This window comes from Faecalibacterium tardum (genome assembly GCF_040096515.1).
GTDB lineage: Bacteria > Bacillota > Clostridia > Oscillospirales > Ruminococcaceae > Faecalibacterium > Faecalibacterium tardum.
The window spans coordinates 1-12,626 of sequence record NZ_JBBMEO010000043.1; the positions used below are offsets into that span (position 1 = coordinate 1).

The window sequence follows — 12,626 nt, forward strand, 5'->3', positions numbered from 1 at the left end:
TGATGACCAACACCAAAGGTGAAGGTCAGGGCGGCGACCCATTCTGGGACAAAGCGGAACGGCTTTTGCTGGTTTCACTGATTGCCTATCTGCATTATGAAGCCCCAGTTGAAGAGCAAAACTTTGCAACATTGCTGGAAATGCTAAACACTATGCAGGTTTCGGAAGATGATGAAACCTATCAGAATCCGGTAGACCTGTTGTTTGAGGATCTGGGTAAGAAAAAACCAAAATCCTTTGCAGTGCGGCAGTACAAACTTTATAAGCTAGCTGCCGGCAAGACGGCTAAGTCGATCCTTATTTCCTGCGGTGCCCGTTTATCTCCATTCGACATTCAGGAAGTTCGGGATGCCACCATGTATGATGAACTGGAACTCGACAAGCTGGGCGACCGGAAAACGGCATTGTTCCTGATTATGAGTGATACCGACAGTACATTCAACTTCTTAATCTCTATGATCTACACCCAGCTTTTCAATCTGCTCTGCGACAAAGCCGATGATGTGTACGGCGGTAAGCTGCCCATCCATGTGCGGTGCCTCATTGATGAGTGTGCTAACATCGGTCAGATTCCACAACTGGAAAAACTGGTGGCCACTATCCGCAGCCGTGAGATCTCGGCGTGTCTGGTCTTGCAGACCCGCAGCCAGTTGAAAGCCATCTACAAGGACAATGCGGATACCATCGTGGGCAACATGGACAGCCAGATTTTTCTCGGCGGCAGCGAGCCTACCACCCTGAAAGATCTTGCCGAAGCACTCGGTAAGGAAACCATCGACAGCTACAACAATTCTGATACCCGTGGCAATAGCCCAAGCTATGGCACCAACTATCAAAAACTCGGCCACGAACTTATGAGCCGGGATGAACTGGCGGTGCTGGATGGCGGCAAGTGCATCCTGCAACTGCGGGGTGTGCGCCCGTTTTTGAGCGACAAGTACGACCTGACCCAGCACCCGAACTACAAGTACACCTCCGACTATGACCCCAAGAACGCACTCGATATCGAGAAGTTCTTGAAACGAAAAGAAAAAATCCACCCGGATGATACCTTCATCATGGTGGATGCCGATTCACTCCCGCCCGCCTGATAAGACGAGCGGTTATTTTTTACCCATTGACCCAACAGGTACACCGGAAAATCAGCCTTCGCCGTGGTTTTCGGCTTTTTGCAAACGGATTTCAGGGGTGTGCAGGGTCGCTTTTTCAAAACAAAGGAGATTACTATGGAATTCTTTAATAGTGCAGTGGATGTTCTGAAGACTCTGGTTGTGGCACTGGGTGCCGGTCTGGGCGTGTGGGGTGCTGTGAACCTCATGGAAGGCTACGGCGGCGATAACCCCTCTGCCAAGAGCCAGGGTATGAAGCAGCTTATGGCTAATTAGTTGGAACAAAAAACGAAAGGAAAAGCACAATCCAGACGGTATCAGCGGCAGGCTACAAGAATAAATTGTGATTTCACAAGATTGGTGCTATAATAAGAGAAAAGTTCCTGCCGGGGCAGCCGCCCCGGTGGTATGGATAGAAAGGCAGGAAAACAATATGCACATCAGCTATAAACCACTCTGGCACACACTGTTAGAGCGTGATATGAGAAAAGAGGATTTAAGGCTTGCCGCTGGTATGACAACAAATATGATTGCCAACATGAGCAAAGAGGGAAAGCACATCAGCATGGATACATTAGCCCGTATCTGTGAAACTCTGAATTGTGAGATTACTGATGTGATTGAGTTAGTACCAGACGAGCCTGCTTCCACAGGAGGTAAGGAACATGAGCGAATTGAAACCAAGAATAACGGAAAACGGAATTGATTATATCCTTGTCGGAGATTACTACATTCCAGGCTTGAAACTGCCGGAGGAACACCGCCCTATCGGAAAGTACGGACGAATGCACCGGGAATATTTAAGAGAAGTCCACCCAGCCAGATTGAATACATTGATACTGACCGGAGAATTGTTGACATATCTTGCAGACCTGAATGAACAGGCACAAAAACGGTTAGACACTATCATGGAGCAGATGAAAGCTACCGAGGGCGTGACAGAGGAATTGAAGTGTACCCGACAAATGGAATGGGTGCAGCGTTGCAATAACATTCACAACAGGGCAGAAGAAATTGTTTTGTATGAGATGATTTATTCATAACGGGAGCAATTAAATCGGAGGTATATAAGATGATTGAAATTGTATTTGGTGAAAGTGCCTGTGGAAGTTTGAAAATTGCCCAAACTTACGGCAAGGGAAAGTATAGAGGAAGTGCTGTTTCAATATTTATGAGGCACGAAGAAGGGAGTGTTCCATCTTCAGATGAAATGAAAAAGGCACAGCTTCAAGCACAGGAACAAGAACGCATTGCTTGGGAGAATGCTATTCCATTGGGAGGCAAGAGCAGTGATGTTTATTGTTTTGATATGGTTCTTAGTGTGGGAGATATTTCTGATAATGGAATTGGCGAACAGCGGAAAAATATTTTCAAGAAAATGCTGTCTGTCTGCTTTGTAGAGGATTTAGATTATCAGGTTGAAGAAAAAATACAGAAAATTAAAACTACATTGACCTCAGTGATTGAACGATATGTAGCTGGGGAAGAAATTCGCATTTGGTATAGCTATAATCCAGATGAGCTTTGTGGTATGTATTGGCTTATGAAACAACTTCAACCATTAAACTGCCAGACAACAATTTATTTGGTTAAGTTACCTACATGGGAATATGGAAAAGAAAATACTATGACATCCAAAATAGCATGGGGCGAGGTGTCTCCTGGCGAATGGGGAAACTATATAACTCTACAAGAGAAAGCTAATCCTGTATTTCTTTCAGCTTGTACTATGAAATGGAATCAACTTCAAAATGAAAATGCACCTTTGCGTGCAATGTTAAATGGTAAATTGCAAAGCGTTTCAGAAGATATATATGATAGTTTCATTCTTCGTGAAATTGCGGAACAGCCAGAGCAATTCAAAATGGCTATTGTCATAGGTAATGTTTTAGGAAAATATCAACTTGGAATTAGTGATGTATGGATTTCCAATCGCATTGATAAAATGCTTGAAGATGGTGTGTTGGAAATTATACAGGACGCACCAAAGGGAGAAACAAATTATCGCCGAATATTAAGAAAACGAATGAAATAATAACCACAGCACAAACCGCTGCTACATGGAATCCAACAAACCATGCAACAGCGGTTTTCCTTTACCGTTTTTTCCTCTGGCTGATAGGCGTTCCCATTTTCTTTGATTTTTTGAGAATACGAATGAACCAGCGAAATTCTTCTTCTGACAGGTTTTTATAGTTGATACCAAGCTGCTTGCAGTAAAGGATAACCAGTTTTTCATCTCGACTGCCCTTGAAATTTTCGACCGCTTCCAGATTTTCTTTCAGTTCATCGGCAACGGTAGTTTGGGGCGCACTCTCGCTGTCCTTTTTGTGGAATTCCCGAATATCCCGGATAATCAGGTTGAGGTCATCCAGAACCATGTGACTGAAATACTCATCATCACTGATATGTGCGGCTTGCAGCACCTTCAAATGCGGGTCATCTTCGCCGGGGCGATACCGTTCAATAATTTCATGCCGGACGGTATCAACAAGGGAGTTGAGATTTTGGATTTGCATGGTGGCAATCCCGTCCACATAAATCTCAATGTCCGCAAGAAACTTGATAAAGTCCTTATGGGTGGCAAGTTCGCAGAGCAGACGGTTGTTAATCCGACCGCTTTTCAGCAGTGCCACCATCTCATCGTTCAAATGCAGCTCCGTCAGTGGCGTGTTGATCTGCTCCCTGTTCTCTGTCCGGCACAGCAGATAATCGACGGAAACCCCATAGAAGTCTGCCAGCGTGATAAGGTTGCCATGATTGATTTCCTTATAATCCTCTTTTTCATAACTGCCAAGGGCTGATTTAGAAATGCCCGTCAGCTTTGATAGTTCTTCCAGATTTAAGCCTTTGTCTTTGCGGAGTTCCCAAAGGCGTTCCTGTATGCTTGTTGCAACTTTCATGGGCGCACGCTCCTTTCCGGTGGTTTTATTTCTGCCGTTTAACTGGATTATATCACACTTTCCGCAATCGTGGAAATTTCTGATTTTCCCCCTGATTCCTACTTTGTGGATATACGGCACAGGGCACAAAAATGTTCTATGATACAGGTAGTTCATCGATGGATTATTCCAATCGAATGACCAGCCTGTGTGGGATATGCTTCCCCGGCGATGTAGCGCCATGACTTTTGGCAGGGATATGGAGGAACCCTGACCGAAACGAGCGTACCAAAGGGAGCGATACGCCGCTGTGAGATTCAGGGGAGGAACGACACCGGGGAGAACTGGCGAACTGACACCGAAATGATACCGAAACACGACAATCTGATAGGGGGATAGTCTACCCTATCGCTGATACTTCGGGAGATTTTAAGCGGCTCTATGACCGTAATTTTGCCGAAAATCGCCCCGAAACCATACACAAAAACGGGAGGAAGCGCAATATGCCGAGAATGAGCAAAAAGAGGAAGCATGAGCTTTCCTTTTACCTCAATGACCGGGGGCGTGTCACTTACAACGAATTATGCCGGAAATGCCAGCATGGGTGCAGGCAGAGCTTCCGGGCGGTTGTGGTTGACTGCCCCCGTTATTTATCCAAACGAGCAAAGAAAAAGGAGGAACACACCGAATGAATTTTGAATTTATGACGATAGACACACCATTGCCGCCGTGTATGCCATTTCCCATAGCGTTGACAGGATTTCCAGTCAGCAGCACCGCAAAGGTCATGTACTGCCGGATGCTGGACGCTATGCTATCCAAAGGGCAGGAGGACGAAAACGGAATCCTGTTTGTCTGCTTCCCTGTCACAGCCATTGCTACAGTCCTGTCCCGCAACTCCATGACGGTCAAGCGTTCTCTGAATGAACTGGAAACCGCTGGGCTTATCATGCGGGTGCGTCAGGGCGTGGGAGAACCAAACCGGATTTATGTGCTGATACCGGGAAAGGAGGACGCTGCCCTTGCCTGAGACCTCAAAGCTGGAAAAACTCAACTGGGAGCTGGAGAAAAGCGAAAAGAAACTGCGGAAAGCCATCAATGATGAAAAGGCATTGCAGTACCAGTTAAAGCAGCTTACCCGAAAGGAACGAACGCACCGGCTCTGTACCCGTGGCGGTATGCTGGAAAGTTTTCTGCAAGAGCCGGAACGCCTGACAGATGATGATGTCATGCTGTTGTTGAAACTCATTTTTCACAGGCAGGACACGCAGGAACTATTGAAAAAACTGCTGGAACGGGAGAAGCCGGAAACCCCTTAGTTTACTAAGGGCGCAATTATACACCACCCAGAGGTTGGTGCATTGCGTTCTCCGAAGGCTCCTTGCCGGAGGGCTGTGATTTTCCGCAGTCAAGGTCTGCTCCAAATCATACAGGGGACGCTACGCTTCCCCTGCGCTGGCTGCCGCCAGCTACCCTTTTGTGGACTTGCCATCTGGGGACACCTTGCGTTGCAAGCTGTTCCCAGCCGATAAGTTTCATAAAATATAATGCAAATGGAAAGCTAACTTGACATAAAAGAACTATGTGATATAATGGAAGCATGGAAAGTTAACTTTCCATAAGAGAGGAGGATGACATGAAAAATCGCCTGGAAGAATTACGAAAGCAACGAGGCATAAAGCAAGAAGATTTAGCAAATGCATTGGAAGTATCACGCCAGACCATCGGCTCTTTGGAAAACGGACGCTATAACCCATCTATTCAGTTGGCATTTAAGATTGCCAGATATTTCAACATGAGTATTGAAGAAATTTTTATTTACGAGGAGGATTGATTATGAAAAAAAGGTTGTTGATTTTAATGACAGTTACAGGAATGATTATTCTACTGGGAGGATTGCTAACATACGGTTTGGGAGTACATGAAATAATACCTGTGCCACGTCCCGACTTAATAGTAGTAGGTACATCTCTCATTGGAATTTTGCTGATTGTATCTGGTGTGTGCGACTTGTTCGTTAAGAAAACCAAAGAAATGGAAATAGAGGAAAATGACGAGAGAAATATTTCGCTTAGTAATGCTGCTATGGCAAGTGGCTTCAAGGTAATGAATGTTACGATTGCTGTTTCTATTTTTGCTTTGATTTTCACCGGATATATGACAGTAGTCCCATGTTTCACTATTATTGGGGCTTATGCTATTGGACAAATTGTATTTATTGTGCGACTTTGGTACTTGCACAAAACTATGTAAATGTATTACTAAATACCCGCCGCCCCCAGCGGCACAACAAGCAGGAAATCTGAAAAGGTATCCTGCTTTTTCTATGTCCAAAAACGGAAAGGAGGAACACAAAATGCCCTGTCCACACAACGAAATCTCTATTGTGCAGCGCAGCCACCGCCAGTCTGCGGTTGCCGCCGCTGCTTACCAGAGCGGCGAAAAGCTGTTCTGTGAATATGACCAGGAAGTAAAACACTACCCGGAAAAGCGTGGTATCGTCCACAATGAAATCCTGCTCCCGGCAAACGCTCCCCTGGAGTACACAGACCGCAACACCCTCTGGAACGCTGCCGAAGCTGTTGAGAAGCAATGGAACTCCCAGCTTGCAAGGCGGTGGGTGCTTTCCATTCCCAGAGAGATACCGCCCGACCAGTACGCCGCCCTTGTACGGGATTTCTGCCGCCAGCAGTTTGTTTCCAAAGGAATGTGCGTGGATTTTGCCATCCATGACAAAGGGGACGGAAACCCACACGCCCATGTCATGCTGACCATGCGGGCAATGGATGAGCGTGGGAAATGGCTTCCCAAGAGCCGCAAGGTCTATGAACTTGATAAGAACGGGGAACGAATCAAGCTCCCGTCCGGCAGGTGGAAAAGCCACAAGGAAGATACGGTTGACTGGAACGACCGCAAATATGGCGAAATCTGGCGGCATGAATGGGAGGTCATCCAAAACCGCTATCTGGAAGCCAACAACCGCCCGGAACGAGTAGATCTCCGTTCTTACGAAAGACAGGGGCTTGATATTATCCCTACCGTCCATGAAGGGGCTGCTGTCCGGCAGATGGAAAAGCGTGGGATTCAGACGAACATCGGCAACCTGAACCGAGAAATCAAAGCCGCCAATAGTTTGATGAAGTCCATCCGGCAGCTTATTAAAAATCTCAAAGGCTGGATTGCGGAGCTTAGCGAAAAGCGGAATGAACTGCTTGCCCAAAAAGCTGCGGAGGAAGCGGTCTTTCTTCCCAATCTGCTGATGAAGTATATGGAGATACGAAAGGCAGAACGGAGCAGCTGGACACGGGCGGGACAAAGCCGGGGGACTTCCAAAGACTTAAAGGCAGTCAGCGAAGCCCTGTCCTATCTCCAGAGAAAGGGACTTTCCACCGTGGAGGATTTGGAAAACTTTATAGAAACGTCCGGGAAATCTGCCGCCGACTACCGAAAGCAGATGAAGCCAAAGGAAACCCGCAGCAACGTGATTGACGCTATCCTTGCCGCCCGGACGGACTGTAAGGAATGTAAGCCCGTTTATGAGAAATACCAGAAGATATTTTTCAAGAAAACTAAGGAAAAATTCAAGCTGGAACACCCGGAGGTTGCCCGGTTTGAGAAAGCCAGTGCCTACCTTGCCAAGCACCCGGACGATAAGGACAGCACGAAAAAGGAGCTTTTGCAGGAACAGGCGAAGCTTGTGGACGAAATCGCAGACTTGAAAGTACCGTTGACCGAGGTGCAGGAAGATTTGAAGAAGCTGTGGGACATCCGCTACTGGGTACGGAAAGCCACACCCGGCACAGAGGAAAGCAAAGAGCCGCCCAAGAAGCAGCCCCTCAAAGAAGTCTTGCAGGATAAGGCTGACGAGAAGAGAGCACAGAAAAACGCCCCGGCGCAGACGAAACACAAACAACAGGATATGGAACTTTAACAGGCACTTGCCATTTTCAGATTGAGAATGATAAGTGCCTTTTCTTTTTTACAAGGAGGAATTGATTTGAATGTATTTGAAGCTGTGAAGCAGTCCGTTACGACAAGACAGGCTGCGGAGCATTACGGAATCCGGGTAAACAGAAACGGGATGGCTTGCTGCCCGTTCCACAACGATAAGACCCCCAGCATGAAGCTGGACAAGCGTTTCCACTGCTTCGGATGTGGTGCAGATGGGGATGTGATTGATTTTGTAGCTGCCCTGTACGGGCTGGGGAAAAAGGAAGCCGCCGCACAGTTGGCGAGTGACTTCGGGCTTGCCTATGAGGACTGGAAGCCACCGGGCAGGGCAAGGAAGCCCAAGCCCCGGCAGAAATCCCCGGAAGAACAGTTCCGGGAAGCAAAGGCACATTGCTTCCGTGTCCTTGCCGATTATCTACACCTCTTACGGGTATGGAAAACCGACTATGCCCCGCACTCCCCGGAGGAAGCGTTTCATCCCCGGTTCGTGGAAGCCTTGCAGAAGCAAGCCCATGTGGAATATCTGCTGGATGTGCTGCTGTTTGGGGATACGGAGGAAATCGCTTCACTGATTACGGAACATGGAAAGGATGTGATACAGCTTGAACAGCGAATGGCAGAGCTTGCCGCCGCAGACGCAGCAAGAACTAAAAAACACCATGAACGCCATGCAGCCGCCCCAGAGCGTTGAGGAAGTAAAGGCAACTCTGGAAACCACCGAGAAAGGCGGTGTCCGCCAGAGCATACGGAACTGCCTGACCGTATTCCAGCGTGACCCGGTGCTTGCCGGGGCAATCGCCTATAACATCCTGACCGACCGAAAGGACATCATAAAGCCCATCGGTTTTCACAGAGAAAGCACAGCCCTGACCGATACAGACATGAAGTATCTGCTTCTCTATCTGGAGGAAACCTACGGGCTGACCAGTGAGAAAAAGATTGAAACCGCCATCGGGATTGTGGCGAATGAGAATAAGTACCACCCCATCCGGGATTTTCTGAACAGCCTTGCATGGGACGGGACGGAGCGCATCCGCTTCTGTCTGCGGCACTTTCTGGGGGCGGATGTGGACGATTACACCTATGAAGCTCTAAAGCTGTTTCTTTTGGGGGCGATTACAAGGGCATTTAAGCCCGGAAGCAAGTTTGAAATCATGCTGTGTCTGGTAGGCGGTCAGGGGGCTGGCAAGTCCACCTTCTTCCGTCTGCTGGCAGTCCGGGACGAGTGGTTTTCCGATGATTTGCGGAAGCTGGACGATGATAACGTGTACCGCAAGCTGCAAGGTCACTGGATAATTGAAATGTCGGAAATGATGGCAACCGCCAATGCCAAGAGCATTGAGGAAATCAAGTCTTTTCTAAGCCGACAGAAAGAGGTTTATAAGATACCCTATGAAACCCACCCGGCAGACCGTCCCCGTCAGTGCGTGTTCGGCGGTACTTCCAACGCCCTTGACTTTCTCCCCCTTGACCGTTCCGGCAACCGCCGATTTATCCCGGTCATGGTGTACCCGGAGCAAGCCGAGGTTCACATTTTGGAGGACGAAGCCGCTTCCAGAGCCTATATCAGCCAGATGTGGGCGGAAGCAATGGAGATTTACCGAAGCGGCAGGTACAAGCTGTCATTCAGCCCAGCCATGCAGCGGTATCTCAAAGAACACCAGCGGGATTTTATGCCGGAGGACACCAAAGCCGGGATGATACAGGCTTACCTTGATAAGTACACCGGGGAAACGGTCTGTTCCAAGCAGCTCTACAAGGAAGCCTTAAATCACACCTTTGACGAGCCGAAGCAATGGGAAATCCGGGAAATCAACGAGATAATGAACCAGTGCATTGACCGCTGGCGGTACTTCCCAAACCCAAGAATGTTTTCCGAATATGGCAGACAAAAGGGCTGGGAGCGTGAAATCCCGGCAACGGACACCGACAACCCGCCCGAAAAATCTATGGACGGTTTTGTGGAGGTCACGGAGCAGATGGAGCTTCCATTCTGAAAATGACAGCCCGTTGCCGACTTCGTTGCTATCCCGTTGCCGAGCCGGTTGCCGGGGAAAAACCCGAAACTATCGGCTTTTCTCCCCTATGACAACCAAAACAACAGAAAAATAAAAGAAAAGTATAAATAGTAACCACCGCCAGATTGAGATTGTTTGCAAGGTCTTTTGAAGCCCGTTGCCGGACTTCGTTGCCGACACCCTCTGTCTGGCTATTTTCATGTATGGAGGATAACTGCCTATGGCAAAAAACAAAACAGAGATTCATGTGACCACTGTATTTGACGGGGAGCTGGACGCCACCGATGTGTTCGTCAGCCTGATTTCCCAGAAATACGGCAAGTCAAATACAAAAGAATATCTTGCTAAAAAGAAAGAATTGAAGTATAATGAAGATGAGGTTCAAAAGAGCCGGATACCGTCTGGATTGTGTGGGTAAATGGCTATGATGAACGAAATGGAATACAGAACAATCGGTTCGGCACTTGCCGGGGGCTATCGTGCAGCGGTCTATTGCAGACTGTCAAAGGACGATGACCTGCAAGGCGAAAGTGCCAGTATCGCAAACCAGCGTGATATGCTGGAAAAATACTGCGAAAAGCAGGGATGGGAGGTTGTGGCAGTCTATCAGGACGATGGCTTCACAGGTCTTAATATGGAGCGTCCTGATTTACAGAGAATGTTGAGATCCATTGAGCGCAGGCAAATCAACCTTGTTATCACGAAAGACCTCAGCCGACTGGGGCGTAACTATCTGCAAACCGGGCATTTGATTGAGGACTTTTTCCCAAGAAACGGGGTGCGCTATATCGCCATGAATGACGGTATCGACACCTTACGGGATAACAACGACATTGCCCCGTTCAAGAATATCCTGAACGAGATGTACAGCAAGGATATTTCCAAGAAAGTCCATTCCTCTTATCTTCTGAAAGCGCAGAAAGGACAGTTTACCGGGTGTCTTGCCCCGTTTGGGTATCGGAAAGACCCGGAGGACAAAAACCATCTGCTCATTGACGAGGAAACCGCCCCGATTGTGCGGCTGATTTTCGGATATGCCCTAAACGGTCATGGTCCGAACTATATCCGCAGACGGCTGGAGGAAGAAAAAATCCCCTGCCCCACATGGTGGAACCGGGAACGGGGGCTTCGCAATACCCGCACCAAATGGGAAAAGAAAGACCCGGAAAACGGGCGGTATATGTGGGACTTCTCCGTTATCAAAGACCTTTTGATGAATCCCGTCTACACCGGGGCGATTGCTTCCCAGAAAAAAGACTACCGCTTCAAAATCGGCACGATTGGGGAAAAGAAACCGGAGGACTGGGTTGTGGTTGAGGGACAGCACGAACCGCTGATTGACCGCATGAGCTTTGATATTGTGCAGAACAAGCTGAAATCCCGCCAGCGTCCGGGGCAGACCAATGAAATCAGCCTGTTTGCCGGACTGATAAAATGCGGCGAGTGTGGGAAGTCGCTGACGATACGCTACACAAACGCAAAACATCCCCAGCGGATTTACTCCTGCAAGACCTACAATGCCTTTGGAAAGAACCACTGCACCCAGCACCGGATTGACTATGACACCCTTTACAGCCATGTGCTGCGGAAAATCCGGGAATGTGCCAGAGCTGCCCTGATGGACGGGGAAGCGGTTGCTGACCGCCTGACCAATACCTGTGAAGCCGAGCAGCGGGAACAGCGGGAAGCAATGGAACGCTCCCTTACAAGGGACGAGGAACGGATTGAGGTTCTGGACAAAATGGTCATGCGGCTTTATGAGGATATGATTGCAGGGCGTATCAGTGAGCAGAATTTCAACACCATGCTGGAAAAGACACAGACCGAGCAGACGGAGCTTAAAACAAAAGTGTCCGAGGGCAGAAAGCGGCTGTCCGATGAAGTCCAGCTTGCCAATGACGCAAAACAATGGGTGGAAGCCATTCAGGAATACGCCAACATCACAGAGCTGGACGCAGCCACCCTCAACCGCTTAATCAAAGAAATCGTCGTGCATGAGCGCATTGACGAAGATAAAACAAGACACATTTCTATCGAAATTCATTTTAATCTCAAACCCATCCCGGAGGTGGAACAGGTCACTGCCTGACCTGTCCCGCCGGGACGGTTCTCTTAAAAAATACCATATAGATTTTTTGTACGCCGCCGCCCGCCATCGAGCAGAGTTTTACACCTAATTGGGGATAAAACAGCTGATGGCTGGCGGCGGCGTTGCCCTCATCGGTATCACTCTGGTGCCCCTGCTGAGCGGTCTTTTCGGCTAATCTTTTCCGGGCGGCGATTGCCGCCCCGTACATATTTACTTGCAAGCATTTCCAGCCCCTCCGTGGCAAACGGATTTATTATTATAAAGGAAGCGCATTGCAAAACGAATATTCACTGTTACCTGAAAGGAAGGCGATTTTTATGCAGATTTTGACTCACCTTATTTTTTTGCTCAACCTGCTCAAGACCCTGATCAACCATTTTTCTTGATGGGTGGTGGCGCTGAGTGGAAACAGTTCTCAAAGCGATTTCAGATTGGATAAAGTCGCTGCTGACAGCGGCGATCATGTCCAATCTTTCCGGCCTGTTCGATGATGTGAATAACCAAGTGGGCAACATCGCACAACAGGTCGGCACCAAACCATCCAGTTTTGAACCGAGAGTTTTTGCCATGATTGAAG

15 protein-coding genes and 2 pseudogenes are annotated in these 12,626 nt (G+C 48.2%); 16 read left to right on the top strand and 1 reads right to left on the bottom strand.

Translation table 11 applies throughout. From position 1 onward, the window contains the following. The 5 genes and pseudogenes from WMO44_RS13580 to WMO44_RS13600 form a co-directional block, all read left to right on the top strand. On the top strand, window positions 1-1,091 hold a 1,091-nt coding region (locus WMO44_RS13580), incomplete at its 5' end, for a VirD4-like conjugal transfer protein, CD1115 family (RefSeq protein ID WP_349152905.1). A gap of 135 nt (window positions 1,092-1,226) precedes the next feature. Beyond that, window positions 1,227-1,379, top strand: a pseudogene (locus tag WMO44_RS13585) (Maff2 family mobile element protein); the annotation flags it as partial. A gap of 73 nt (window positions 1,380-1,452) precedes the next feature. Continuing rightward, window positions 1,453-1,815, top strand: a complete 363-nt coding sequence (locus tag WMO44_RS13590) for a helix-turn-helix domain-containing protein (protein WP_022742028.1) — start codon at window positions 1,453-1,455, stop codon at window positions 1,813-1,815. Further along, on the top strand, window positions 1,775-2,152 hold the full coding sequence (locus WMO44_RS13595; RefSeq protein WP_005335912.1) for a TnpV protein: 378 nt from the start codon (window positions 1,775-1,777) through the stop codon (window positions 2,150-2,152). The genes WMO44_RS13590 and WMO44_RS13595 overlap by 41 nt, the downstream gene beginning before the upstream one ends. Before the next feature lie 29 nt (window positions 2,153-2,181). Further along, the gene (locus WMO44_RS13600; protein WP_227620985.1) at window positions 2,182-3,144 is read left to right on the top strand and encodes a DUF3658 domain-containing protein; all 963 of its coding nucleotides are present in this window, start codon (window positions 2,182-2,184) and stop codon (window positions 3,142-3,144) included. Between the two features lie 61 nt (window positions 3,145-3,205). On the opposite strand, the gene WMO44_RS13605 is transcribed toward WMO44_RS13600, so the two are convergent. Next, window positions 3,206-4,012 (bottom strand): helix-turn-helix domain-containing protein, encoded by an 807-nt coding sequence (locus WMO44_RS13605; protein ID WP_008372835.1) that lies wholly within the window; start codon window positions 4,010-4,012, stop codon window positions 3,206-3,208. A 482-nt stretch (window positions 4,013-4,494) separates the two neighbouring features. On the opposite strand from WMO44_RS13605, the gene WMO44_RS13610 reads away from it, so the two are divergent. The 11 genes and pseudogenes from WMO44_RS13610 to WMO44_RS13660 form a co-directional block, all read left to right on the top strand. Next, entirely contained in the window at window positions 4,495-4,683 is a 189-nt protein-coding gene (locus WMO44_RS13610) for a hypothetical protein (protein WP_002592123.1), read from the top strand. Then, window positions 4,680-5,021 (top strand): replication initiator protein A, encoded by a 342-nt coding sequence (locus WMO44_RS13615; RefSeq protein ID WP_002595108.1) that lies wholly within the window; start codon window positions 4,680-4,682, stop codon window positions 5,019-5,021. Before WMO44_RS13610 ends, WMO44_RS13615 begins: the two co-directional genes overlap by 4 nt. After that, a complete protein-coding gene (locus WMO44_RS13620) occupies window positions 5,014-5,310 on the top strand; it encodes a DUF3847 domain-containing protein (RefSeq protein ID WP_002592121.1) in 297 nt (98 codons plus the stop codon). The genes WMO44_RS13615 and WMO44_RS13620 overlap by 8 nt, the downstream gene beginning before the upstream one ends. A 317-nt stretch (window positions 5,311-5,627) precedes the next feature. Further along, window positions 5,628-5,825, top strand: coding sequence for a helix-turn-helix transcriptional regulator (locus WMO44_RS13625; protein ID WP_002595107.1), 198 nt, complete (start codon window positions 5,628-5,630; stop codon window positions 5,823-5,825). Window positions 5,826-5,827: 2 nt separating this feature from the next. Next, window positions 5,828-6,244, top strand: a complete 417-nt coding sequence (locus tag WMO44_RS13630; protein WP_002595106.1) for a hypothetical protein — start codon at window positions 5,828-5,830, stop codon at window positions 6,242-6,244. 103 nt (window positions 6,245-6,347) lie between these two features. Further along, window positions 6,348-7,922: a MobQ family relaxase gene (gene mobQ / locus WMO44_RS13635; protein WP_002595105.1), complete on the top strand. Its 1,575-nt coding sequence runs from the start codon at window positions 6,348-6,350 to the stop codon at window positions 7,920-7,922. A gap of 66 nt (window positions 7,923-7,988) precedes the next feature. After that, window positions 7,989-8,633, top strand: coding sequence for a CHC2 zinc finger domain-containing protein (locus WMO44_RS13640; protein ID WP_002595104.1), 645 nt, complete (start codon window positions 7,989-7,991; stop codon window positions 8,631-8,633). Then, window positions 8,602-9,939, top strand: a complete 1,338-nt coding sequence (locus tag WMO44_RS13645; protein WP_349152907.1) for a virulence-associated E family protein — start codon at window positions 8,602-8,604, stop codon at window positions 9,937-9,939. Before WMO44_RS13640 ends, WMO44_RS13645 begins: the two co-directional genes overlap by 32 nt. 241 nt (window positions 9,940-10,180) lie before the next feature. Further along, window positions 10,181-10,378, top strand: a complete 198-nt coding sequence (locus WMO44_RS13650) for a hypothetical protein (RefSeq protein WP_007047419.1) — start codon at window positions 10,181-10,183, stop codon at window positions 10,376-10,378. Further along, entirely contained in the window at window positions 10,379-12,049 is a 1,671-nt protein-coding gene (locus tag WMO44_RS13655; RefSeq protein WP_005335872.1) for a recombinase family protein, read from the top strand. 91 nt (window positions 12,050-12,140) lie between these two features. Further along, window positions 12,141-12,224: pseudogene (locus WMO44_RS13660) on the top strand (Maff2 family mobile element protein); the annotation flags it as partial. Window positions 12,225-12,626 lie beyond the last annotated feature (402 nt).